The organism is Paraburkholderia kirstenboschensis (genome assembly GCF_904848585.1).
Taxonomy (GTDB): Bacteria; Pseudomonadota; Gammaproteobacteria; order Burkholderiales; family Burkholderiaceae; genus Paraburkholderia; species Paraburkholderia kirstenboschensis.
Genome location: NZ_CAJHCR010000007.1, coordinates 48,980 through 73,076, shown reverse-complemented (window position 1 = coordinate 73,076; position 24,097 = coordinate 48,980). Strand labels below are relative to the sequence as shown.

Here is a 24,097-nt window from a genome sequence, read left to right as displayed (position 1 = left end):
TGCCAAAAGACCATGTCCAGTTCCCTTGCGCTGCTCGCTACCTTGTTCGTCTCATGTCTATCGAGCGCGGCTGTGCTGGGTTACCTTGCGCGATGTAAGGTGGCCGGATTACGTCGCTGGCTTGCCGCGCATTGCCTGTTCGCCGTCGCATCCGGGGTGCTGTTTCTCGCGCATGCTCGCCCTTCGGCGGCCGTGATGCTTGCATCGTGCATGCTCGTGCTTGGCGGCGCACTACTCATGCTGCAAGGTTGCCGCGCGTTCGTCGGCAAGCCGCCGTGCCGGACAGGCGAGCATCTCGCGTTAGGTGTGTTCGTGGGCGCCGTGGTGTACTGGACGTGGGAGTCGCCGAACGTCAGTGCGAGAGCCGCGGCCATGTCGTTCGCGCTTGCGTATGCGCGCATCGCCGTAGGGTGGACGCTCTGGAGTTCGCGTGTGCGTGAGCGGCCGCAATACGGCTACTGGCTCGTGCTTTGCGCGGCGCTTGTCGGCGGAATCGTGTACTTCGCGCGGGGCGTTCGGAACGCTTTCTTCGCCGATCCGTCGATAACCTGGCCGACGCATGTCGCTCCGGATTTCGCCTTTCTCGGCATCAGCATTCTTTCATTGCCGCTCCTGTCGATCGGCCTCGTGATGGTAGCCAACGACCGTCTGATGCAACAGGTCGAGAAGCTGGCCAGTTTCGACGAGTTGACCGGCGCCCTGGTGCGTCGCGCATTCATGACTCGCGGCGCTACGCTTTCGCAGACGGCACGCGCGGCGCACACTGAACTGTGCGTCGCGATCATCGACATCGACGATTTCAAAACCATCAACGATAGATACGGGCATGCCACAGGCGACCGCGTTCTTGCCGACTTCGGCGCCGAGGTGCATCGGCACATGCGTGCCGGTGACGTGTTCGGTCGCTTGGGCGGCGAGGAGTTCGCGATACTTTTCCCGCATACGTCGATGGCGGAAGCGGCTCGACTGGTCGGCAGCATGCTCGCCGCCGTCAGTTGCCCGCTGCCGGCTGCAAATGGCAAGCTGGCCTATGCGTTCAGCGCCGGCATCAACGAATGCGCTCAGGCGGAGAGTCTGAGCGACGCGCTGGCCGGCGCGGACGCAATGCTGTATCGCGCGAAACGAGCCGGCAAATGCCGGATCGAACTGGCGCGGACGGAACGCGTGAGCCACTCTGCGAACGATATGGCGCGCTCGGCGTATTAGCGCCGTGCGTTGCATGCCTGCACGCGGCGCTGTGAGCACACACTGCGCTACGTTGACGCGCTATCGCGAGTTTTCACGCTCGAGCGGCTCGCCCAGCACGAACGGTCCACCTTGAAAGCGCTGCGCCGGGTCGTCGCGCGAGCCGTCAGGCGCGGTTGCCGCGAAGCGTGCTGCAAACGGCGCGGAACTGTCGCGCGGATTGAAGCCAAGGAAACTGGCCTTGGTGTTGTCCCACCACTTGACCGGATTGTCCGACGCGCCGTACACCACCACATGCCCCACTCGGTTCGTGAACAGCGAGCAGCGCACGAGTTCGATCAAGTCGCGATAGCTCAGGTACGTGACGAGCATCCGCGGGTTCTTCGGCTCTTCGAACGACGAGCCGATGCGCATGCACACCGTCTCGATACCGAAGCGATCGTAGTAGTAGCGCGAAAGCGCCTCGCCGAAGCACTTGGTCACGCCATATAAGGTGTCGGGGCGTTGCGGCGCATCGGCGTCGATTACTTCGGTTACGGGATGAAAGCCGATGACGTGGTTCGAACTTGCGAACGCAATGCGCTGCACGCCGTGTTTGCGCGCCGCCTCATAGAGGTTGTACGTGCCGGCAATGTTCGCGCCGAGCAGGTCGTCGAAAGGGGCGTCGATTGAAATGCCGCCCAGATGCACGATTGCGTCCACGCCTTCCACCAGTTGCATGACCGCTGCCCGGTCCGCGAGATCCACCACGCTCGTCTCCTCATGCGGCGCGGGCTCGCCCAGGCTCGCAATGTCTGTCACACGAACGACATCGGCCCATTCGGCGAGTGCGCCGCGCAACTGGCGGCCCAGATTTCCGGCGGCGCCCGTCAGAAGCAGACGCCCGAAGGGCTTGCGTGTTCCGGCGTCGGGTTGAGTCATCGTTTGGCTCATCGGTGAAACTCCTGCAAGTAGCGTGGTTGGTTAGGTAAACGTTTTTGACAGCGAGCAAATCGACGGTATGCCGAGTGTTAGTGAACATCTCAGCGAACCCGAAAGGCCCGCATATGCGGTCTTTTCTGCGACAATCGGTTAACAAAGAGAAAACGTTACCTTCGGGTTCGGGATGAAAAAACTTTCTCCAACTATTCGCGACGTCGCTGCCGCTGCGGGTGTCTCGGTCGCAACCGTGTCGAAGTACATGAACGGCGCGCAGCGCTTCTCCGCGCCGGTCGAGGCTCGACTGAAGGCCGCGATCGAAGAACTCGGCTACCGTTCGAATCCGCTCGCGCGATCCATGATCACCGGCCGCACGCGCGCTATCGGGCTGACGATTCTCGACATCAGCAATCCGCACTTCACCAACGTCGTGAAGGGCGCGAACCGCATTGCGCTGCGCCACGATTACACGCTGCTGCTCGTCGATACCGACGAAAACCAGGCACGCGAACGGCCGTTGATCGAAGCGCTTGCGCAGCGCGTGGACGGGCTTATCCTCAGTTCGCGCATGTCCGACAGCGAGTCGCAATGGTTGCTCGATCTCGGCAAGCCACTCGTGCTGTTGCGGCACAGCGATACGTTGCCGATCCCGAGCGTGGGCATCGACAACCGGCTTGCCACCTACATGCTCGCGCGGCATCTGCTAAATCTCGGGCATCGTCAGATTGCTTACCTCGGCTTTGGACAGGCACGCATCAACGACGAGCGGATTCGAGGCGCACGCGAGTGTCTCGAAGAAGCCGGTCTGACGCTCGACGTCTACGACGCGCATGCGCCGACCGCTCATGCCGGCGAACATGCATGTTCGCGCGTGATGCTCGGTCCGCGCAGGCCGCATGCGGTGATCTGCTATAACGACCTGATCGCGCTTGGCTTCATGAAAGAGGCAGCGTCGCTCGGTATCAAGGTGCCGCAGGAGTTGTCGGTAACCGGCGTCGACAACGTTCCGTACGGCGAATACGCAGCGCCGGCGCTCACCACGGTCGATATTCAGAGCGAGAAGATGGGCGAGCTCGCGATGCAAAAACTGATCGACGCACTTGCGGGCCACGCCGAAACAGGACATTCGATGTTCGAGCCGAGGCTCATCGTCCGTGAATCGACGGCGGCCTGCGGCTGATACGCGTCGCGCTCTCACCTCACGTTTCTCGCGCTTTTACGCTTCGAATTTTGCCGGCGCCATGCGCGGCGTCAGCATGTGCATCACGGCAAACGCGATAAGGTACGCGAGCGCGCCAATCGCGAACAGCACCCAGTAGTGACCGGTGCGTTGCAGCACCTGCCCGATCACTTCCGAAAACAGCACGCCGCCAATCGAACCAGCCATTCCGCCGATGCCGACGACCGCGCCGAGCGCGCGCTTCGGAAAGAGGTCCGACGCCGTGGTGAAGAGATTCGCGGACCAGCCCTGATGCGCTGCGGCTGCGAGGCCGACGATCGCAACCGCGCCCCACAGGTTGTCGATCTGCGAGACGAACGCGATCGGCAGCACGCAACATGCGCAGATGAACATCGCCGTTTTGCGCGCGGCGTTCACGCTCCAGCCTGCACGCAGCAACGCCGACGAAAGCCAGCCGCCGCCGATGCTGCCCACGGTCGTCATCGCGTAGATGCAAACGAGCGGCAGGCCGATGTGCTGCATGTCCATGCCGCGCGACTCGTTGAGCCACTTCGGCAGCCAGAACAGATAAAACCACCACACCGGATCGGTCAGGAACTTGCCGATCAGGAACGCCCACGTCTGCCGCTTGCGGATCAGCACGCCCCAACCGGGAGCACGGGCGTTGACGTTGGCGGCATCGAGCGCTTCGACTTCGTCGCGGGCTTCTTCGAGTTCGTCGTCGTGTGAACGCGGTTCAGCCGAACGGTAAAAGGCGAACCATACGGCGAGCCACACAATACCGAGCGCGCCGATGATCACGAACGCCGAGCGCCAGCCGAACGCCAGTGCTAGCGGCGGGATGATCGCGGGCGCGAATACCGCGCCGATATTCGCGCCCGAGTTAAAGATGCCGGTGGCCAGCGCGCGCTCGCGCCGCGGAAACCATTCGGCGGTGGTCTTGATTGCGGCCGGGAAGTTGCCGCCTTCGCCTATGCCGAGCAGCGCGCGCACCATCGCGAAGCCGGTGACCGAGCCAACCGCGGCATGCAGCATCGCGGCAATGCTCCACAGGAGCATTGCAAGCGCGTAGGAAATTCGTGTGCCGAGCCAGTCGACGATCCGGCCGAAGCACAACAGTCCCACTGCATAAAACGCGGAGAACGCGATGACGATGCGGCCGTACTGCACCTGGCTCCAGCCGATGTCGTGCTGCAGCAGCGGCGCGAGCAGACCGAGAATCTGCCGATCCATGTAATTGATGACGGTCGCGAAGAACAGCAGCGCGCACACCGTCCAGCGATAGCGGCTGGCGGTACGGGCAAGACCGATTACGGCAGTTTGCATGAATGTCTCCGTCGCGCAGCCTCGCTCGTCGCGCCGCGCTATAGGTACCGGGCGACGAGCGCCCCAAGCCCGTCACGCGCGACGCAGCGCAACAGCGCCAAGTCGACGATTTGGACCTAATTAGGAAAACGTTTTTCTAAGCATAGAAGCTTTGCTGGCGCTTTACCAGTACTGAGTTTACCTAGGCTTGTGCGCACTGCCGCAGTGGTGCGAGCATGCAGATCTGACGAATAGTTAATCGTTTTCTTGGGATTTTCAGAGGCTAGTTGTGCTCCATCCAATTCCAATCAGGAGACAAACATGCGTTCCCCACGAAATTCCTTCAACGTGTGTGCCGCGAGTGCGCTGACACTTTTCATGACGGCCTGCGGAGGCGGCAGCGATGCGATCCAGCCGCCTGCCGCCACGCCCACGCCTTCTCTTCATTCAATCGTCTACGGCGCGAGCGATACGAGCGTCCCGCCCGGGACCGATGTGCCCATTACGATGATGGGTCAGATGCGAGCGCTGTTCGACCTGATCAGAAAGGCGCCGGACTTTACGCAAGTCGTGATGGATCTCGGCGACGGCAATCCCGTACACGTGCTCGACACCAACACCGGCGACAAGTTTTTGCCCGGCAAGCTGGCGCTCGGCCTTTCGTACATCCTGATCGATATGAAGGCGAAAGGCGACCCGAAATACGCGGACTATCTCGCGACGTACCAGAAGATCACCACCGCGATGATGAGCCAGACGAGCAGCGCGGATTACATGTACGCGAACACGTCGTGGGGCGAATACTATTACCTGGTTGCCCTGAACAATTTCAAGGCGCGCGGCATGCTGAACGAAGTATTCAGCGACGCGATGCTGGCGACGCTGCAAAACCGCCTGACATTTTGCGACATGTTCGGCGCCGATTCCAGCGGCAAGACCAACACATGCCCTGCTGCCGGCGTGCCGATCGACGTTGCCTCGCTCAATACCGCGCAGAACTATTACGCCGTGTCGTACGGTATTGCAGGACTACGGCAGAAGCTCGGCTGGAGCAATCCGACTTTCTCGTCTGCCACCGACCCAGCCGTTGCCACGATGAGCGCACGCGATGCATTGTTGTACACGCTCGCCAACCATATTCGCAACGACTCGTCCGGAGGTTTTTCGGACGAAGCGTCGAACACGCACACAACCTATTACGACAAGGCGCGCTTCGACAGATATAGCACGCTGCTGATCGGCGAAGTGGTGGAGCGCACACTGGAAATGGGCAATGAGGCCAATCTCACGCCGGAATTGAAGGGCTATTTGAGAAAATCGGTGGATCTCATTCTTCCGCAATTGAATGCCGACGGCGAGGGCTTCAACTACGGGCGTTCGATCGGTCCTTATGGCGATTCGGCGTTCATGGAAGTGCTCACTGCCGCAGCCAATGCGGGCGTATTGACACCGCAGGAAATGCAGATCGCCTATACATTCATTTATAAGGCGGCTCATCGCTACGAGACGTTCTGGTATGACCCGACGTTGCCGACTCCTTCGGTGAATATGTGGGTGAAAGGCCGTGGCACCGACACTTACCGCGGCAAGCCGCGCGTAATGGGTGAGAACTTCAGCCTGCTGCATCAGTACATGTACGTGGATGCGTGGTGGAGCAAGCTCGGCTTCAGCGGCAAGGCGCCTATGTCGGACTCCGACTTCCAGGCCTGGCTCGATGCGAGGCCTCGCTATACGCTCACCTGGTACAACCAGCCTAGCGATACCGCGCATCCGTACAGCGCGGCGCTTGTCACGGTACGCGACGGCAATCGGGTCATCAATCTGAACCTGAGTCAGGCGCCAGACTACAACTCGTACACGCCGTATTACCCTGTTCCTTTCTCCGACAAGCTCATCTACGGCACGACGGACCTCGGCTACGCACTGCTCATTCCGCAAGTGTCGTACAACGGCAAAACGTACATACCGGTCACGTACTATAAAAATCTGAACGTCACGGAAAGCAATGGCCAGGTGATCGTGTCGTTCGATACCGCGAAGTTCAGACAAGCCACAAAGAACGCAGCGTTTTTCACCGACCTCGATTTGCAGGCTCACACCGTTCTCACGTTCGGTCGGGGCACGCTTACGCGAACCGATACGCTAAGCTCGGCAACGCTGACCGGCAATCTGGCCGTCGAAACGGATTTCACATCGTTCGCCGATTTCCAGAAGACGACAACCAACAGCGACGGCTTCTCGGTTAGCTATGCCAATAGCAGCGCGACTGCTTACGGCACCACGGGCTTCGACGGTTGCGCGCTGTCCAACTTCGACACGGCGGGCGGCGCGACGAACCCATTGTCGACAACGCCAATCGGCCAGTTACATTCGAAGTTTGCGTGTACCACGCAGCCCTTCACGCTGAATGCGGGCGGCAATCGTACGTTCACGTGGAGTCTGAAGTACTCGAGCTAGCGTCCTTCAATGCGGCTGCTCGATCATCAGATAGCGGATCACGAGCGCGGGGTCGGCTATATCGAGTATCAGGCGCCGCAGGATGCGCTTTCGCATATGGTTCTCGTCGAGCAGCCACGGGCCGCCTGCGTCGCTTAGATAGCGGCACAGCGCGGCGCGCATTTCGGTGTCGGATGGCACGTTCAGGCGTACCGCGAGGAGCCCGGCGACCACGTCGTCGAGTTCCAGCGTCAGCGGACGCGAGTCGATGGTGAGCGTCAGTTCCATAGGTATTCGAACCTCACGCAAGGTGGCTGCGGCTCATGCAAAAAGCGGCTCCGCCATTCGCGAACCGGCGGCGGGCTGCGCGCAAACAGCGAGAATGGGTAACGCCCGCGGTTGCGGCGCACCCGTTGCCAGCGCGCTGGCGGAAAGCGAAATAAGGTTTCTTCGTGCGACTTCAAGAGGGTGTTTGCCGGGGAGTTTGTAACAAGATTTTTCGGCGGGCGAGGGTGGCCGGCGCGCCGTATCATTGTGCAAAACGCGTACTTGAAAAACCTTGGCCGCCAGCCTATTTTATTTTCGGCTCAGCAGTCGCGTTCCACGCGCTGCGTGTTTCGATTTGTTTGTCAGTGGACAGATTTCCCTGATCGGCGAGCTGGAGCGCGTGGTCCGGTTCGCCTCCAGGGGCGAAGGAGCAACACCATGAGCGATAAGAAATGGAACCCGTTCAAGTTTCTTCGCGGCTCAGGCCGCAAGCCCGAGGCGGAGAGTGCTTCGGCGCCACAGTCGAGCGAGCAATGGCGCGCGGCGTGGCCTGACATTTCGCGGCTCTTTCCTCGCGATCCGTGGCGCGCGGTCGAGGAGTTCTTCCACGATCCGTTTGCAGGCCGCGGCGCGCTCGAGCGATGGTTTGGCGACTTCAGTTCGTCGCGCTTCCAGCCGCGTATCGACGTGGTCGACGAAGGCAAGATATTGCGCGTGACGGTCGAACTGCCGGGCATGGAGCGCGAGGACCTGACCGTGAGCGTCGAGGACGGCTCACTCGTATTGCGCGGTGAGAAAAAGCAGGACGTGCACAGCGAGGAGGACGGTTGCTATCGGCTCGAACGCGCATACGGAAGGTTTGTGCGTACGATTCCCATGCCGGAGAACGCCGATCCCGAGCGCACACTGGCCAGGTTCGACAAAGGCGTGCTGACTCTAACCGTACCGAAGCAGGAGCCGACCCGAGCCGCGAGCCGCAACATTGAAATCGGCTAGCACGATGGGCATGGGCTTGCAGAGCTTATAAGCGCCCGGCGGCGAGCCGGCGCGAGGGGACCGGGCCGTTAGCTCAGCTGGTAGAGCAGCGGACTTTTAATCCGTTGGTCGGCGGTTCGAATCCGCCACGGCCTACCATCCAATCCGGTGTGGCCGGACCCGACCGGGCCGCCACGCCCGAAAAGGGTGCGCGTTGACGCATCGCAGTGCAGGTCATCACCGCGCGAGGGCACGAAAGACGTCTGACACGCGGAGAACCTGCAATCTCTTCGTTGGCACACTTCCCGCTTAAGAGAGTGGGCAAGGGGCCGGCGCATCATCCGGTTCGTCAAACAATTTGGAAATGGACGGCTAGGGTTCCGGCCTGCTTCTCGCAGGCGCTGGTCCGAGAGCTGTCGACCTCAGGCGAGGTTACACGGCGGGATAAAAGCCCGGGAGAGAACGCGATGTTTGCGCTGCTCCCTGCCGTCGCTAACCGTCCCCTCCGAGGTCAACCTCATGCGCAAGCTCGTTCGCTGTCTTGGCATTGCCGCCATCTCCCTCGCCACATTCGCCTCCAGTGCCGCGTTCGCCGCGGGTCGCAACGACTTCAAGGTTTGCTGGACCATCTACGCGGGCTGGATGCCGTGGGGCCAGGCGAAGACTCAAGGCATCGTCTCCAAGTGGGCCAAGAAGTACGGCATCAATATCGATGTCGTGCAGTTGAACGACTACGTTGAGTCCATCAATCAGTACACCGCCGGCAAGTTCGATGGCTGTGCAATGACCAATATGGATGCGCTCACCATTCCGGCTTCGGGCGGTGTCGATTCGACGGCGTTGATTGTCAGCGACTACTCGAACGGCAACGACGGCGTGCTCATGAAAGGCAAGGGCAAGCAGATCGCCGATCTGAAGGGGCAGCAGGTCAATCTCGTGCAGTTCTCCGTGTCTCATTACCTGCTCGCCCGCGCATTGGAAAGCGCGCATATGAGCGAGCGCGACCTTAAAGTGGTGAACACATCCGACGCCGACATTTCAGGCGCTTTCGCGACGCCCACCGTCCACAATGCGGTGACGTGGAACCCGATGCTCGCTGATCTGCGAGCACAGCCCAACGTGACCGAAGTCTTCGATTCCAGCAAGATTCCTGGCGAAATCATGGACATGATGGTCGTCAACACGAAGACGCTGCAGGCGAATCCGGCGCTTGGAAAAGCACTGACTGGCGCCTGGTTCGAAATGGTCGCGTTGATGCACAGCAACTCGGCGGAAAGCACGTCCGCTTTGACCGCAATGGCGAAAGCCTCCGGTACCGACCTTGCAAACTTCAGAGGTCAGCTTTCAACAACGGCGCTTTTCTACACGCCGAAGGCCGCACTGGATTTCGTCACCAGCCCCGACATGCCGAAGATCATGACGCGCGTCGCAAAGTTCTCCTTCGATCATGGCCTGCTCGGACAGGATGCCCGCAGCGCGGACGCCGTGGGCATGGCTTTCGATAAGAACGTCGTGGTTGGCAACAAGAACAACGTCAAGCTTCGCTTTGATCCGACCTACGTCGAGATGGCTGCCGCGGGCAAGCTGTAACACGAATATTCCCGGCTTAAAGAGGCGGTCACCATGAGATTGATCAATCGACATCCGAGCCGGATCGGCGGCCTGATGCTACTTCTGCTGCCGTTCGTCGTGCTGTTGGCTGTGTATTTCACGGGGTCCGCCGAGCGGCTCAAGCTCAATCCTGATGACAAGCTGCTGCCGAGCGCAGCGCAAATGAGCGATGCCGTGAAGGCAGTCGCATTCACCGAGGACAAGCGCACCGGTGAGTACCTGTTGTGGGCCGACACGCTGTCGAGCTTGAGACGACTCGGAATCGGCCTTCTCGTAAGCGCGGTGATTGCTCTTGTGGTGGCCGTGGCGACGGGCTCGTTTCCGGTGGTGAGTGCAACGCTCTCGCCGTTTGTCACGGTGATCTCGATGGTGCCGCCGCTCGCGGTGTTGCCGATTCTTTTCATCGTGTTTGGACTCGACGAATTGTCGAAGGTGGTTCTCATCGTCGTCGGCATCACGCCAATGATCATTCGGGACTTGCATGCTCGCGCTAAAGAGATCCCAACGGAGCTGTGGGTCAAGGCTCAGACGCTTGGCGCTACGAGCTGGACGTTGATCTTGCGGCTCGTGCTGCCGCAACTCCTGCCGCGATTGCTTGCGGCGATGCGTCTTTCGCTGGGAGCCGCATGGCTCTTTCTGATCGCGGCCGAGGCGATAGCGTCAACCGATGGTTTGGGTTACCGCATTTTCCTCGTGCGCCGATATCTGTCGATGGACCTGATTCTGCCGTACGTCGCGTGGATTACGCTGCTCGCATGGCTCACAGATGAATTGCTTCGCCGGATTACGCAGTGGTCCTTCCCCTGGTTTGGCGGAGGCGCGCGATGATCGAGGTCCGCAACGTCTGGAAAGAGTATGGCGATCAGGTTGTGCTTGAGCGCTTGAATCTGACCGTCAAGGAGGGTGAGTTCTGTTCGATGGTCGGCGCGTCTGGGTGCGGCAAGTCGACGTTTCTGCGACTTCTGCTGGGACAGGAGCAAGCGACGCGCGGCGAGATTCTGTTGGACGGACAGCCCCTGCCCGGCGAGCCGGATGCACACCGTGGCGTGGTTTTTCAACGCTACTCGGTGTTCGACCATCTCACCGTGCTGCGCAATGTGACGCTTGGACTGGAGCTTCCACGAGCGAAGTTCACGGGGCGACTGTTCGGCGCTAAACGACGTCGGGCCCGCGACGAGGCCGCCGCGATGCTCGAACGCGTGGGCCTCGGCGCCGCGACTGACAAGTATCCGCAGCAACTGTCCGGCGGTATGCAGCAACGCCTTGCAATCGCTCAGGCGCTGATGATGAAGCCTCGCGTCCTGCTGCTCGACGAGCCGTTCGGCGCGCTCGATCCCGGCATTCGCCGAGACATGCATGAGTTGCTGTCCGACCTGTGGCGCGAATCGAACCTGACCATCTTTATGGTCACGCATGACCTAAAAGAAGGTTTCACCCTGGGCAGTCGCGTGCTCGTCTTCGACAAGGTTCGGGTGGACCCGCAAGCGCCCGGAGCTTACGGGGCGCGCATTACCTACAACATTCCGCTCGACCGTAGCCGCGATTCCGTGTCCGCTGTTCATCTGGCCCAAGCGGCGGTGCAAGGCGCGTCGAATGTCGAAGCAATCTCGGACTGAAGGGAACGTGGACATGAATCTGTTACTTGAAGAAACCGTGCCCGGCGGCGGTCATACGTCGCTCATCGTCAAGCGCGGACAGTCGCTTCGCGTGACCGACTTGCGCGGTGGCGCAAACGTCAGCGTGATGATGGTCAATGCAACGGAAAAGAGCGAGCGTCTCAACCTGCCCGATTCGCTGAAGTGCCAGCACACCGCGAAGCTGACCATCGGCCACTGCCTGTATTCGGACATGGGCCGCGTTCTCGCTGCGATCGTGGCAGACACGTGCGGCTGGCATGACAGCATCGGCGGGGTGTCGAACGCTGACGAAGTCTTCGAGCAATACGGCAGCGGGCGCTACCAGGAATTGCGCAACTCTTTCTATCGCAACGGCACCGACAACCTGCTCGTCGAGATGAGCAAGTGGGGACTCACCATATCCGATTTGCTGATGACGCTGAACCTCTTCAGTCGTGTGGACGTTAGCGACGGCGGAACACTCAGCTTCGTGAAGGGAAACTCGGAGGCCGGCGATTACGTCGAGCTGTATGCGCCCATGAACACGCTGGTCGTGCTCACTGCGATCCAGCATCCACTGGACCCAGGCCCTGAATATTCACCGAAGCCTGTGAAGCTCGAATTGAGCGAGGCAGACCCGAGCGTGGCCGAAGTATGTCGCACCGCATGCGATGAGAACGTGCGCGGCTTTATCAATACCGAACGATTCTTTCTGTGAGCGGAGGGCTACTCATGACCAGCACACATGTTGTCAGTGACAAACGTCCCGAAACAGCGGCTTTCCGTCAGACCGTCGCGGCCGGCGAACCCTGGCTTCACGAGGTAAAGGCCGGGCGCACATTGCGCATCGTCGATCTCGAAGGCAATCAGGCGGTCGACACGCTTTTCTATAGTCTTGCCGACCCTCGCGAGCGTTTCGACCCGCAACGCACGCTGCGGCGTCAGAAGAGCCTGTACCTGACCGCCGGTTCCGTTCTGTATTCGAATCGCGGCAACGCGATGTTGACCATCGTTGCAGATACTTGCGGTCGCCACGATACGCTCGGCGGTGCCTGTGCGCAGGAGAGCAACACGGTTCGTTATGCGCTGGAAAAGCGATACATGCACAGCTGCCGCGACAACTTCCTGCGTGCTTGTTCGCATGACGGCCGTCTTTCCAAACAGGACGTCGGCGCGAACGTCAACTTCTTCATGAACGTGCCGGTGACTGCTGAAGGCGGCCTTACTTTCGAAGACGGCATTTCTGCGCCGGGCAAGTATGTCGAACTGCGCGCGGAGATGGACGTCATCGTGCTGATTTCGAACTGCCCGCAGTTGAATAACCCGTGCAATGCCTACAACCCTACGCCTGCGGAGTTGCTGATATGGGACTGAAGCGCGTTCGCAGTTTGATCTACTTCCTCCTGCTTGTTCGCTCCGGACGCTGCGTGACTTGCACCCGAGAACAACTGAATCTGGCAAATCGCTGACGCGACTTCAGCCGTGGACGACCGCGGCTGCAAATTCCCACGGCGGGACGACCCGCCTTTGAATCCGGGTTCCTCCCATGTTTGAGAAGATCCTCATCGCCAATCGCGGTGCAATCGCTTGCCGCATCCTCAGAACGTTGCGCGAACTCAATGTGACCGGAGTCTCCGTTTTCTCGGAGGCCGACAGGGCGAGCCGTCATGTGAGCGAAGCGCCGATTGCGCATGAGCTGGGCGACGGTCCCGCAGCGATGACCTACCTCGACTCGACGAAGATCCTCGAGATTGCTCGCAGCGAAGGCGTGCAGGCTATTCATCCGGGATATGGGTTCCTGTCCGAGAACGCAGCTTTCGGCGAGGCATGTGAAGCAGCGGGTATCGCCTTCATCGGCCCAACGCCCGCACAGTTGCGAGCATTCGGGCTCAAACATACGGCTCGGGAGATCGCGGGCAATCAGGGTGTGCCGATGCTCAACGGCACCGGCTTGCTGGAAGACTTGCCGGCAGCACTCAACGCAGCTGAAACCATTGGCTATCCGGTGATGCTGAAAAGCACTGCGGGCGGTGGCGGTATCGGCATGCGAGTGTGTTGGCATGCGGATGAACTCGGCGCGCATTTCGATGCGGTCAAACGCCTTGGCGAAAACAACTTCAGCGATTCGGGGGTGTTCCTCGAGAAGTACATCGAAAGAGCCAGGCATCTCGAAGTTCAGGTTTTCGGCGATGGAAAGGGAGACGCGATTGCGCTCGGTGTCCGCGACTGCTCAGTGCAGCGGCGCAATCAGAAGGTGCTGGAGGAAACGCCTGCGCCTTGCTTGCCGGAAGGGATAGCGGAGGCATTGTGCGATGCTGCCGTCAAGCTTGCAAAGGCGGTGGACTATCGCTCTGCCGGTACGGTCGAATTCGTGTACGACAGCGCCGCCCAGCAGTTCTACTTCCTGGAAGTGAACACGCGTCTGCAGGTGGAGCACGGTGTGACCGAACAGGTTTGGGGTGTCGACCTCGTTCGCTGGATGATCGAACTGGCGGCAGGAACACTCGCGCCTCTGAACGAACTCGCCGCAGGTCTCACACCGCGAGGCCATGCGATTCAGGCTCGGCTTTACGCCGAAGATCCGGGCCGCGACTTCATACCGAGTCCGGGCCTTCTCACCGATGTGGCTTTTCCGCAGGCCGACGGAAGTGCGCTGCGTATCGATACGTGGATTGAATCCGGTTGCGAGGTGCCGCCGTACTTCGATCCGATGCTCGCAAAGATCATCGCGTGGTCGCCGACGCGCGAAGAGGCGCGACACGCGCTGAACGATGCGTTGCAGAACACACGTATCTTCGGCGTCGAGACAAACCGTGACTACTTGCGCCAGATTCTCGACGACGAGCCTTTTGCTTCCGGAGAACCGTGGACCCGCTGCCTGGAAGGCCTCAAGTATCGAGCGAGCACCGTTGAAGTGGTCAGTGGCGGCACCCAAACCACGGTGCAGGATTTCCCCGGCCGACAGGGCTTCTGGGCCGTAGGCATTCCGCCGTCAGGTCCGATGGACGACCGCGCTATGCGGCTCGGCAATCGTCTGCTCGGCAACGCGCCGGAAGCGGCTGCTCTAGAGATCACGATGAGCGGGCCGACGCTGCGATTCAACACCGACGCCGTCATCGCCATTACCGGTGCGGACATTCCCGTATTGCTGGACGATGTAAGGCAACCGCTCAATACCAGCGTCTTTGTCCCGGCGGGTTCCGTGCTGGCGCTCGGTACGATTCGGGGCGCCGGCGCGCGCGCATATATGTGCGTGCGCGGCGGCCTGGACGTTGCGCTGTATCTGGGAAGCCGCAGCACTTTCACGCTCGGCCAGTTCGGTGGGCATGGTGGCCGCGCCATTCGCGCGGGCGACGTGCTTCACCTTTATCCACTGCAGGATACGCAAGCTGGCGCTGCGCTCGCCAATGTACCGAAGCTGGAGAGCGTTCGCACGATACGCGTGATCTACGGTCCGCACGGCGCGCCGGAGTACTTCAGTGCCCGTTACATCGAGCAATTCCTCGATACGGAGTGGGAGATACATTTCAATTCGAGTCGTACCGGCGTGCGCCTTATCGGACCGAAGCCGGAGTGGGCGCGCGAAGACGGTGGAGAAGCCGGGCTGCATCCGTCGAACATTCACGATAATCCCTATGCAGTCGGTGCCGTCGATTTCACCGGCGACATGCCTGTGATTCTCGGGCCAGACGGTCCGAGTCTCGGCGGCTTTGTCTGTCCGGTGACGATTATCGAAGCCGACCTTTGGCACATCGGCCAGCTGAAGGCAGGCGACAAGGTTCGTTTCGTGCCCGTAGAAATCGGATATGCGCGTGAAGCGGCACGCGAGCGCAACCGCGAACTGGAGAGCCTTGAGATTGGGCAATGCGCGCCAATCGGGAGACGCTCGTCGCTGACGTCTCCCATTGTTCTCGACTCGGGCGATGCCGGCGAAAGGCTCGTAGCACGTTTGTCGGGCGACACACATCTTCTTCTGGAGATTGGTCCGCCGGAACTCGACCTCGTTTCGCGCTTCCGCGGGCATGCACTGATGCAGGCACTGGAAGCGAAAGCGCTTCCGGGCGTAATCGACCTCACGCCGGGGATACGTTCGCTTCAGATTCATTATCGGCCCGAGGATTTATCTCTTGCGCAACTGCTTGGCATCGTAGGGGAGGCTTGGGAGCGAGTCCTGTTGATGAAGGACCTTCGCGTGCCGTCGCGCGTCGTCCATATTCCTCTTTCGTGGGACGACCCCGCGTGCCAACTCGCGATCGAAAAGTACATGACCACGGTGCGCAAGGACGCGCCGTGGTGCCCGAGCAACCTCGAATTCATCCGGCGTATCAACGACCTCGAGTCTATCGACGCAGTCAAGCGCATCGTCTTCGACGCGAACTATCTCGTGATGGGGCTAGGCGACGTGTACCTGGGCGCACCGGTCGCGACGCCGCTCGATCCGCGTCACCGTCTCGTGACGACCAAGTACAACCCGGCGCGGACCTGGACCGCGGAGAATTCGGTGGGCATCGGCGGCGCGTATCTCTGCGTCTACGGAATGGAAGGACCCGGCGGCTATCAATTCGTGGGCCGCACGCTGCAGATGTGGAATCGCTACCGGAAGGTTGCGGACTTCGCCGGGCAGCACTACTTACTGCGCTTCTTTGACCAGATCCGCTTCTATGAAGTCTCGCCCGAAGAACTGCTGCGCATTCGCGCTGACTTTCCACTCGGACGCTACCCGTTGCGAATCGAGGAATCGGAGCTTTCTCTGCCAGCCTATCAGGCGTTCCTTGCGAGCGAATCTGCCAGCATCGACGAGTTCCGGTCCCGGCAACAGGCAGCATTCGAAGCCGAGCGTGAGCGCTGGCGAGAAGCGGGTACATCGGAAGATGCAATCGAGGCACCCGTGGCCGAAGACGCTCAACTGACTCCTCTCGAAGATGGCGAGGTTGCAGTGGACAGCGAGATTGCCGGGAGCCTCTGGCAGGTGAAGGTCAAGACGGGTGACGTGGTTGCCGCAGACGACGTACTGCTTATTATCGAGTCGATGAAAATGGAAATATCGGTGTGTGCTCCCTGCGCTGGAACCGTCGGCGAGATTTACGTGGGTCCCGGTTCGCCTGTGCGCGCCGGGCAGCGGATTGCAGTCATTGAACGTCACTGAATACGAGGACACACAGCCATGTCGTCATTTGATTTGCGCCTTCCGGTACTGCGCAATGCATACCGTGCCGGAACCCTTGCGCCTCGCACTCTCGTGAATGAACTTCTTCGGAAAGCCGCGGAGCTAAATGCAGAGTTCAACCTGTTCATACATCTTCTGACCGAAGAAGAAGTCGCGCCATATCTCGACTGGCTCGATCGGCAGAACATTGAGAACCTGCCGCTTTACGGCATTCCATTCGCCATCAAGGACAACATCGACCTCGCCGGTATCGAGACCACGGCTGCGTGCCCGGGGTTTGCATACACGCCTTCTGAGTCGGCGACGCTGGTCGCGCAACTGATTGCGCTCGGCGGCATACCGCTCGGTAAGACCAACCTCGATCAGTTCGCTACCGGTCTAAACGGCACTCGCTCGCCTTATGGAAAGTGCCGCAACAGCGTGCATCCCGACTATCCCTCTGGGGGTTCCAGCGCTGGGTCGTCGTTAGCTGTTGCGCTCGGTGTCGCCAGTTTTGCGCTGGGTACAGACACGGCCGGTTCCGGCCGCGTGCCTGCGGGACTCAACAATCTCGTCGGACTCAAACCAACTAAAGGCATTCTGTCCACGGCGGGCGTAGTGCCCGCTTGCCGCACCCTCGATTGCGTGACCTTCTTCACGGCCACAGCGGAAGAAGCGAGCGAGCTTCTCTCGCTGACTGCGCTCACCGATCCTCGCGACGCATACAGTCGCAAGAATCCGCAGTGGAATTCCGCACGAGCCTTCGGCGCGCCGGCCGCTTTCCGATTCGGCGTTCCTTCGCAACTGGAGTTTGCGGGATGCGCGGAGAGTCCGGCGCTATTCGCCAAGGCCCGCGCGATGCTTGAAGCGGCAGGAGGCGAGGCTGTCGAGATCGACTTTGCGCCTTTCGTTGAAGCAGCAAATCTTCTTTATCAGGGGCCGTGGGTCGCGGAGCGTTACAGCGTGGCAGGCGAGTTGATGTCGACCCGGCCGGACGCAGTGCTTCCAGTCATTCGCGACGTGCTCGCCAAGGCGCCGGGCGCAACCGCTGTCGAATTGTTCCAGGCGCAATATCGCCTTCAGGCATTGAAAGCTCGTTGCGATGCATTGATCGAGACACTCGACTGCGTTCTCACACCAACATATCCGCGCGCTGTGACGCTCGCCGAACTGGAGCAAGATCCAATCGGGCCGAACTCATTGCTCGGGTACTACACGAACTTCATGAACCTGTTGGACTACGCGGCTGTCGCCACTCCGACAGCATTCATGAAGAACGGACTTCCGTGGGGTGTGACCGTTTTTGGACGCGCGTTTACCGACCAATATCTGTTGGGGATTGCGGATCTTTTGCAACGGGCAAGCGGCGTCGAATGCGTTGGTGGAAACCGGATAGCGCTGTCCGGGCGACGCCTGGCGACGAACGATCAAATGCTCGTCGCGGTATGCGGCGCGCACATGCAAGGCTTACCGCTGAATAGAGACATGCTTTCTCGCGGCGCGGTTTTGCAGCAATCCACGCAGACGGCGCCGCACTATCGACTTGCAGCGTTGCCAGCGTCACCGGATGGCACTCGGCGTCCGGGGCTATGGAGAGTCGGCGATGGCGGCGTCAAGGTCGAGGTCGAAGTCTGGAAGATGCCTGCCTCGGAGTTTGGCTCATTCATCGCGACTGTTCCGTCGCCGCTGGCTCTCGGCAAGATCGAACTATCGGATGGCTCGTGGGTGACCGGTTTCCTGTGCGAACCGTATGGCGTTCAGTCGGGCACCGACATCTCCGAATTCGGCGGATGGCGGGCATGGCTTGCCAATGAGCGCGGCGTCAACGCTTGAGGCTCGTTCTTTCGGTTTGCGTTTGAGCGGAGCAACTTACGCGCAATAGTGCAGCGAAGCGCTTCCCAACGGGGCGCGCTCGCTGCGTCGTCCCGTCGCGCACTCACAGTCCCGCCTCGGCTGCGAGTTGCAACGCTGGCGCGAGCTTCATGCAACTTCGGGCCGCTCCCGCTCCAGCGCGTACGCGAGATTCCTTTGCGCGATCTGCACGTGCTCTGTGGCCAGTGCGAGCGCTCGCGTACCCTCGCCGCGCTCCACATCGCCTGAACCAGTCTGTGATGCTGCTCATGGGCCATGAGCAGCCATTGGCGGCGTTCCTTGATGGCTGATTGCATAGGCAGCATCGCGCTTGCGGCAGCGAACGGAAGCCGGTTGTTCATGTCGATATAGCCGGCATAGTCATCGAGGTCGAGTTCCAACTTCAGCGGGTATCCGGTGCCTTCACTTGCGATGCCTTTTACGCTGCGTGCGTCCTCAAAATGAACCGTGCGTTGCCGGGCTTCGTCCCGCTTGCAAGCCGGCCAGGCCAGTACACGGCAGCCCTGGCAGAAAACACCGTTTCGTTGGCCGTGTTCCGGGCATCAATCAAATTGAAAGTCGGCTGTCGCCGTCCGATACTTGGCTTGTAGATTTTCTTTGATGAAGTACTCGACGATAGACACACCGGCTCGGCTAACGCAGTGAAAGACTGGCAATCCGAACTCCGGCACACGAAGGTCCCGATTCTCAACATAGCTTGCTGAAGCCGCTCGTAAGACGCGCGGCTCGACCAGGCACATATGGAGCAACGAACATGACGACGATCGCAGGAATCAAGATCCCCGATAGCAAGATGGCACGTGCAGCCACCGAACTCGTTCGCGACACGGAGTCGGACCTGCTGTTTCATCACTCGACCCGTGTGTTTCTTTTCGGCGCTCTCACGGGTGAGCGCAAGCGGTTGAAGTATGACCCGGAGCTTCTGTACATCGGCGCAATGTTCCACGACATGGGGCTTACCGAACAATTCAGGACGTCCCAGAACCGCTTCGAGGTGGACAGCGCGAATGCAGCGCGTAGCTTCCTTGAGGAGCACGGTATTCCTGAAGGCGATGTCGACCTCGTGTGGGACGCTATTGCGTTGCATACCACGCCGGGCATTCCGCCGTTCAAGAAGCCGGTGGTCCAACTGGTGACGGCAGGCGTCGAGATGGACGTGCTCGGCTTTGCATTTGACGAGTTCACCGAGGAACAGCGCAAAGTGGTGGTTTCTGCTCACCCTCGCGGGGAGAACTTCAAGGAGCAGATCATCAACGCCTTCAACGATGGAATGAAGCACCGGCCGGACTCGACGTTTGGCACGGTCAACGACGACGTGCTTGCGCTGAAGGATGTGGGTTTCCGTCGCAAGAACTTCTGCAGCATCATTCTTGGGAATGCGTGGAACGACTCGAATTACGCGTGCACTTGCAACGATCCGGCACATAAGCACGGTTGAATGCGCGGGCTGCGATATGTTTGGCTGCGCAAGCGTCGGTGAGAAACTTGTGGTTGCAGCGGGGATTTGTCCGCGAAGCGGATTAGCTGCAAGCTAGGGCCGCGATGTGTCCATGCGTGACTAAAATGTACCGCAAGATTGAAAGCCAAACAGATGACCGACGAGGCGTGTCCCACAATACTCGTTGGCATCTGGAATCAGGCGTTCGACGAGCGTGAGGAGGGGAGCTTAATCAATCCGCACCGGCGAGCGCCGAGACCTCTGTTCGCGACAAAGCCCAGAACATGTCCATTAAAGACCGCACCCGAAAGAGATGCGGAGAACTGAGGCCCGCGCAAAGAGAACCTCAGTTCTACCGAAAGGAGCCAGTCAGCAGTCGGAGAACTTTCCGAACTGCTGTGGCCCACTAAACGGCTTAGTGCTTCGTCACCTGGCCGTAGGCGATCACCGAGTTATCGGCTGCCTTGATCAGATAGATGATCGAGCGTTGATACAGCGTCGTGCTGCCGGCAACGGGCAGGAACGTGATAGCTGCATTACCCGAGTAAGTCGCTCCCGAAGCCAGCAAGCAGGTACTTGTGGTGCCGCTCACCGTCATCGTGTAGAGGTTCTTGTTTGAGCCGGGGGTGGTCAATGCCAGTGTCCCCGTGACACCGCAGCCGGAAAGGTTGCCAGTGAAGCCGCCGGCGTCGTCGACGGTCAGCGTCGTCCCAGTTTCCGCCCACGTTCCAGCAACGCTCGATTGCGTTACAGCAAGCGCGTTCGCCGGATCGTAATTCAATGCCAGGTTCACCGTTTGGCCGTTGGCGACATAGCTGCCGGTCAAGGTCTGCTTCGCGCTGAACGTTCCGCTTCCCGAAGTGGCCGTGTAGCGCAAGCCACCCGTGGTCTCGAAGCCGCTCGTCAATGCCCAGTTCGGCGCGGCGGGCGCTGCGATGCCGAAGAAGGTCGATGTGACGACCGTGAAGAGACCGCTCAGGTAGGAAATGTTGTTCGCCGGGTCCACCATGGCGGTCGTCCGGGAGGACGACGCGTTCGTCCAGATGCCCTCGAAGCCATTCCCCGTGGCGGCAGTCGAGCCGGCTTGCGGGGACGTCAGGCTCGGCAGCGACTCGCCCGCCACGACGGGCGCCGACGAGGGCGCCGGTGCGCTGGCACCCGTGGCCGGCGCACCGGTTTGAGCACCCGGCGAACTGTCGCCCCCGCCCCCGCCGCACGCGGCGAGCGTGAATGAACCGAACGCGGCAATGATTAAAGGTAGTTTTTCTTTCATTTTCATTATAGTGTTTGGCATGCGGAGCGTTGCTTCCGCAATATGATTGTTGAACTCTCGATATGCCCGCGCAGAATCGCGCACCGATTTAAACGGCAGCAAAAGAAAAATCTTTAGTGTTATTTGGAGAAGTATCTTTCGAGTTCGGCTTTGAATGCATTGCGCATAAAACGATCGCCAAGCGGACTCGTTGTTCAAAAGATAAGCGACTCGTGACGTGCGCCAATTCAGTTTGTTTTTCGATGGAAATGAATGCCTCGACTTCAGGCATTGATTCGTCATTGAGGCGCGGTGAATGCAATCGTCCGCGCAAGCGCTGCGAAGCTATTCGGCGTCGCGAGGCGGTATGCCTGATATCAGGTGTTGTTGGAAGCGAAACTATTTCTGCGTCGGCACTTGCCGCGTTGCAGGGCGCCGTTATGTCATGGGCGACAGGCCGGGGATATGCGGCACGTTTGCGATGTCACCTTTAGGGCGGCTGAGCTGCCGTCGGTGGTTATTCGACGTCGAGCCAAATAACGCCGGGCATGTGGCGCAAGTCGGGACGGGGGCGCGATCTGATCGACCGCTTGAAGGAAGGGCTGCTTGCGCTGAAACGAATATCAGCAGTTGCCGTCATCGCAATGGCGCCGTTAGCGCTTTGCTTCGACGCGTCGAACGGAACAGTGATGACGGCTTGAGAGTTCGCCTGAACTAGACATTCGCCAGGCGCAGGCATTTTGCACGCTGTTTCGCGGCGCTTATTGTCGCGTCAACCGCGTGTATCGACCCACTCGTGCGCCCAACGCGCGGAGTGCTGCAATGCCTGTTCTTCGTCGGTGAAGTAGTCGAGCGAATAGAACTGGTAAAGCCCTTCAGTGCGTGCGCTGTCGGCGCGCTCAAGCAAAAGGTTGGACGAGAATGTACCGTCGGGCAAGCGATGCGCCGAGGGTTTGATGGCATAGCCGTTGTAAAGGTGAATTTGTTGGTTTTGCATTTTATATTTTAATAATGTACGAGTGCGCGCCTGCCGTGCGAACTTCTATTGAGTCGCGCGGACGAGTCGATTCAAAGCCATTGCGAGCCGAATCAGAACGCAGTCGGAAAGCTAAAAAGGGCGTTAAAGCCGAGGGGAGAATGAGGTGCAACGAGGCGATTGGCGCTTGAGCGAGCTGCCTGATACATGCAACTCAAAAGCGATTGTGCGCCAACTGTGGGAGACAAAGCTCCGCGAGGATGTCGCTGCAGCCCGATGTCCGTTGCCGGACACCGAGCCCTTCAAACTAGCTTACAGCGGCGTGATGTTGGCCGCTTGCAGACCCTTCGGGCCTTGCTTCGTTTCGAAGCTCACTTTCTGATTTTCAGCGAGCGTCTTGAAGCCGTTGCCGCTGATTTCGGAGAAGTGTGCGAACAGGTCGTCGCCGCCCTTGTCCGGGGTGATGAAGCCAAAGCCTTTGCTGTCGTTGAACCACTTAACGGTACCGGTATCCATGAAGAATCCTTGAGGAAAGAAATTGAAAATATGCTCTGTGAAGGAGCGTTAGAAGCGTCAAGGAGGGAGAGGACAACGAATACCGCTGAGAGAGCGAGACATTGATGAACAGCAATCGAACTTCTTGAACTTCGGGTGCCACAGTAACCGCTCTGGCCCAGCAGCGTCAACAGTTAACTTGTAACTGTCCTGTCGGGCGGTTCCACTCAGCGGGGCAAAGGCGCCGCAATGCGGCCCCGTTAGCGGCTTGCCCGTTTGTTCACCTGGCCGCCTCGACCATGGGAAAGCCGCTCGCGCGGGGATGGGTTTAGATGCCGACCTTGTGTGCGGTCACAATCAGACGCAAGCCAAGCGCGGCTACTGCGCTTGCGGCAACACGATCGATCCATGCCTTCCATTGCAGATAAATTTCACGCGGACGCTTGCTCGAAAAGCACAGCGCGACGACCGTGTACCAGCCCGCTTCGATGGCGAAGATCGCGGGCGGCAATGCGAAGTAGCACCACAGCGGCGGATGTTGCGGCAAGAGCGCCGCGAAGATGCTGCCGTAATAGACCGCCGTCTTGGGATTGCTCAGTTGCGTACTAAGGCCGATCCAGAAAGACTTGCGCGGATTGGTGGTGACGGTTTGCGTGGCGTCGAACGCGAGCGGTTTGGCGGCACCGCGCCAGATCTTCGAGGCCAGATAAATCAGGTAAAGCCCGCCGGCTACTTTGAGCCCGATGTAAAGCCATTCGACGGTAGCGAGCAGCGTATATAGGCCGAGCAGCGCAATGCCGCTAAAGAACACTCCGCCAATTCCCATGCCGAGCGCCGTCGCAAGACCGTCGCCGCGAGACAGACCGATCGCATTGCGTGCGACGATGACAAAGCTCGGTCCCGGACTCATTGCGCCTAATAACAGCGCGGCGAGAATAGTGAGGACGGCGGTTGATGCTGGCATGGTTGTGTCTCCGGTCGATTGCATATGAATAGAGAGTGTCGTCCAAACATAGCATGAGAATGCTGCTTCTTGTCTGCATTATCTGATCGGTCGGACGTTGATGATACCCAGCCGCCTTTAATCGTGTGAGCGGTGTTTTTATAATGAACGAACGCGCACGGTACTCACCGAAAAGCAGGCCGATCGCTTCATGCGGATTACTTCGATATCCAAACTAATGACAGCCGTCGTGTCGCTCGATGCAAGGCGCGCGTTCGGGCATGCGGCACACGCGGTTCGTGAATCCCAAGCCAATCGGCATTGTCGTGCTGGGTGCGCCAGGTCCGCGCTCATATAGCGGACCTGATCACGATTCGCCGCTGGCTGCGTTGCTCATTGGACTCGCTAATGCCCGTACTTTTGAGCAAGCGCAAAAAAAGCCCGCGCAAGGCGGGCTCAACTACTCGGAGTTTCGCGATCCA

The 24,097-nt window shown here is 59.8% G+C and carries 19 protein-coding genes, 1 tRNA gene and 1 riboswitch; of the genes, 13 read left to right on the top strand and 7 right to left on the bottom strand.

Going from position 1 to position 24,097, the window contains the following annotated elements; translation table 11 throughout:
- Positions 1–12: 12 nt before the first annotated feature.
- A complete protein-coding gene (locus JMY24_RS19500; RefSeq protein WP_128596223.1) occupies positions 13–1,206 on the top strand; it encodes a GGDEF domain-containing protein in 1,194 nt (397 codons plus the stop codon).
- A 60-nt stretch (positions 1,207–1,266) separates the two neighbouring features.
- Here JMY24_RS19500 and JMY24_RS19495 read toward each other — a convergent pair whose 3' ends face one another.
- Positions 1,267–2,118, bottom strand: a complete 852-nt coding sequence (locus JMY24_RS19495; RefSeq protein ID WP_236597456.1) for an NAD-dependent epimerase/dehydratase family protein — start codon at positions 2,116–2,118, stop codon at positions 1,267–1,269.
- Between the two features lie 172 nt (positions 2,119–2,290).
- On the opposite strand from JMY24_RS19495, the gene JMY24_RS19490 reads away from it, so the two are divergent.
- Complete coding sequence (locus tag JMY24_RS19490) at positions 2,291–3,283, top strand: LacI family DNA-binding transcriptional regulator (protein ID WP_128596224.1); 993 nt, start codon at positions 2,291–2,293, stop codon at positions 3,281–3,283.
- Between the two features lie 36 nt (positions 3,284–3,319).
- Here JMY24_RS19490 and JMY24_RS19485 read toward each other — a convergent pair whose 3' ends face one another.
- Positions 3,320–4,609, bottom strand: a complete 1,290-nt coding sequence (locus JMY24_RS19485; RefSeq protein ID WP_128596225.1) for an MFS transporter — start codon at positions 4,607–4,609, stop codon at positions 3,320–3,322.
- Between the two features lie 300 nt (positions 4,610–4,909).
- Between JMY24_RS19485 and JMY24_RS19480 the strand changes: the two genes are divergently transcribed.
- Positions 4,910–7,045 (top strand): hypothetical protein, encoded by a 2,136-nt coding sequence (locus tag JMY24_RS19480; RefSeq protein ID WP_128596226.1) that lies wholly within the window; start codon positions 4,910–4,912, stop codon positions 7,043–7,045.
- 6 nt (positions 7,046–7,051) lie between these two features.
- On the opposite strand, the gene JMY24_RS19475 is transcribed toward JMY24_RS19480, so the two are convergent.
- Entirely contained in the window at positions 7,052–7,312 is a 261-nt protein-coding gene (locus JMY24_RS19475) for a hypothetical protein (protein ID WP_128584846.1), read from the bottom strand.
- Positions 7,313–7,729: 417 nt separating this feature from the next.
- On the opposite strand from JMY24_RS19475, the gene JMY24_RS19470 reads away from it, so the two are divergent.
- From JMY24_RS19470 to JMY24_RS19425, 10 genes are all read left to right on the top strand, one after another.
- A complete protein-coding gene (locus JMY24_RS19470; RefSeq protein ID WP_128596227.1) occupies positions 7,730–8,287 on the top strand; it encodes an Hsp20/alpha crystallin family protein in 558 nt (185 codons plus the stop codon).
- A 62-nt stretch (positions 8,288–8,349) separates the two neighbouring features.
- Positions 8,350–8,425, top strand: a tRNA-Lys gene (locus tag JMY24_RS19465).
- Positions 8,426–8,627: 202 nt separating this feature from the next.
- Positions 8,628–8,727, top strand: a riboswitch (guanidine-I (ykkC/yxkD leader).
- A gap of 58 nt (positions 8,728–8,785) precedes the next feature.
- A complete protein-coding gene (locus JMY24_RS19460) occupies positions 8,786–9,856 on the top strand; it encodes a putative urea ABC transporter substrate-binding protein (RefSeq protein WP_128596228.1) in 1,071 nt (356 codons plus the stop codon).
- A gap of 33 nt (positions 9,857–9,889) precedes the next feature.
- Positions 9,890–10,705, top strand: coding sequence for an ABC transporter permease (locus JMY24_RS19455; protein WP_128596229.1), 816 nt, complete (start codon positions 9,890–9,892; stop codon positions 10,703–10,705).
- The gene (locus JMY24_RS19450; protein WP_128596230.1) at positions 10,702–11,493 is read left to right on the top strand and encodes an ABC transporter ATP-binding protein; all 792 of its coding nucleotides are present in this window, start codon (positions 10,702–10,704) and stop codon (positions 11,491–11,493) included. The genes JMY24_RS19455 and JMY24_RS19450 overlap by 4 nt, the downstream gene beginning before the upstream one ends.
- 13 nt (positions 11,494–11,506) lie before the next feature.
- A complete protein-coding gene (locus JMY24_RS19445) occupies positions 11,507–12,211 on the top strand; it encodes an urea amidolyase associated protein UAAP1 (protein WP_128596231.1) in 705 nt (234 codons plus the stop codon).
- Between the two features lie 14 nt (positions 12,212–12,225).
- Positions 12,226–12,867: an urea amidolyase associated protein UAAP2 gene (locus tag JMY24_RS19440; protein WP_128596232.1), complete on the top strand. Its 642-nt coding sequence runs from the start codon at positions 12,226–12,228 to the stop codon at positions 12,865–12,867.
- Positions 12,868–13,039: 172 nt separating this feature from the next.
- Positions 13,040–16,639 carry an urea carboxylase gene (uca, locus tag JMY24_RS19435; protein ID WP_128596233.1) on the top strand — a complete coding sequence of 1,200 codons (3,600 nt, stop codon included), beginning with the start codon at positions 13,040–13,042 and terminating at the stop codon, positions 16,637–16,639.
- An 18-nt stretch (positions 16,640–16,657) separates the two neighbouring features.
- Positions 16,658–18,472, top strand: coding sequence for an allophanate hydrolase (gene atzF, locus JMY24_RS19430; protein WP_128596234.1), 1,815 nt, complete (start codon positions 16,658–16,660; stop codon positions 18,470–18,472).
- Between the two features lie 793 nt (positions 18,473–19,265).
- Positions 19,266–19,949: an HD domain-containing protein gene (locus JMY24_RS19425; protein WP_128596235.1), complete on the top strand. Its 684-nt coding sequence runs from the start codon at positions 19,266–19,268 to the stop codon at positions 19,947–19,949.
- A gap of 415 nt (positions 19,950–20,364) precedes the next feature.
- Here the strand turns inward: JMY24_RS19425 and JMY24_RS19420 are convergent, their stop codons facing one another.
- The 4 genes from JMY24_RS19420 to JMY24_RS19405 form a co-directional block, all read right to left on the bottom strand.
- On the bottom strand, positions 20,365–21,420 hold the full coding sequence (locus JMY24_RS19420) for a hypothetical protein (protein WP_413231257.1): 1,056 nt from the start codon (positions 21,418–21,420) through the stop codon (positions 20,365–20,367).
- A gap of 553 nt (positions 21,421–21,973) precedes the next feature.
- Complete coding sequence (locus JMY24_RS19415) at positions 21,974–22,198, bottom strand: hypothetical protein (RefSeq protein ID WP_128586615.1); 225 nt, start codon at positions 22,196–22,198, stop codon at positions 21,974–21,976.
- Between the two features lie 291 nt (positions 22,199–22,489).
- On the bottom strand, positions 22,490–22,693 hold the full coding sequence (locus tag JMY24_RS19410; protein WP_006047703.1) for a cold-shock protein: 204 nt from the start codon (positions 22,691–22,693) through the stop codon (positions 22,490–22,492).
- A 307-nt stretch (positions 22,694–23,000) separates the two neighbouring features.
- Entirely contained in the window at positions 23,001–23,636 is a 636-nt protein-coding gene (locus JMY24_RS19405) for a LysE family translocator (protein ID WP_128597917.1), read from the bottom strand.
- Between the last annotated feature and the right edge of the window lie 461 nt (positions 23,637–24,097).

Coding starts and splice junctions, on each gene's coding strand:
- JMY24_RS19405 (WP_128597917.1), bottom strand. CDS start 23,636: ATGCCAGCATCAACCGCCGTCCTCACTATTCTCGCCGCGCTGTTATTA.
- JMY24_RS19415 (WP_128586615.1), bottom strand. CDS start 22,198: ATGCAAAACCAACAAATTCACCTTTACAACGGCTATGCCATCAAACCC.
- JMY24_RS19450 (WP_128596230.1), top strand. CDS start 10,702: ATGATCGAGGTCCGCAACGTCTGGAAAGAGTATGGCGATCAGGTTGTG.
- JMY24_RS19490 (WP_128596224.1), top strand. CDS start 2,291: ATGAAAAAACTTTCTCCAACTATTCGCGACGTCGCTGCCGCTGCGGGT.
- JMY24_RS19455 (WP_128596229.1), top strand. CDS start 9,890: ATGAGATTGATCAATCGACATCCGAGCCGGATCGGCGGCCTGATGCTA.
- JMY24_RS19440 (WP_128596232.1), top strand. CDS start 12,226: ATGACCAGCACACATGTTGTCAGTGACAAACGTCCCGAAACAGCGGCT.
- uca (WP_128596233.1), top strand. CDS start 13,040: ATGTTTGAGAAGATCCTCATCGCCAATCGCGGTGCAATCGCTTGCCGC.
- JMY24_RS19500 (WP_128596223.1), top strand. CDS start 13: ATGTCCAGTTCCCTTGCGCTGCTCGCTACCTTGTTCGTCTCATGTCTA.
- JMY24_RS19460 (WP_128596228.1), top strand. CDS start 8,786: ATGCGCAAGCTCGTTCGCTGTCTTGGCATTGCCGCCATCTCCCTCGCC.
- JMY24_RS19470 (WP_128596227.1), top strand. CDS start 7,730: ATGAGCGATAAGAAATGGAACCCGTTCAAGTTTCTTCGCGGCTCAGGC.
- JMY24_RS19485 (WP_128596225.1), bottom strand. CDS start 4,609: ATGCAAACTGCCGTAATCGGTCTTGCCCGTACCGCCAGCCGCTATCGC.
- JMY24_RS19475 (WP_128584846.1), bottom strand. CDS start 7,312: ATGGAACTGACGCTCACCATCGACTCGCGTCCGCTGACGCTGGAACTC.
- JMY24_RS19410 (WP_006047703.1), bottom strand. CDS start 22,693: ATGGATACCGGTACCGTTAAGTGGTTCAACGACAGCAAAGGCTTTGGC.
- JMY24_RS19445 (WP_128596231.1), top strand. CDS start 11,507: ATGAATCTGTTACTTGAAGAAACCGTGCCCGGCGGCGGTCATACGTCG.
- JMY24_RS19425 (WP_128596235.1), top strand. CDS start 19,266: ATGACGACGATCGCAGGAATCAAGATCCCCGATAGCAAGATGGCACGT.
- JMY24_RS19495 (WP_236597456.1), bottom strand. CDS start 2,118: ATGAGCCAAACGATGACTCAACCCGACGCCGGAACACGCAAGCCCTTC.
- atzF (WP_128596234.1), top strand. CDS start 16,658: ATGTCGTCATTTGATTTGCGCCTTCCGGTACTGCGCAATGCATACCGT.
- JMY24_RS19480 (WP_128596226.1), top strand. CDS start 4,910: ATGCGTTCCCCACGAAATTCCTTCAACGTGTGTGCCGCGAGTGCGCTG.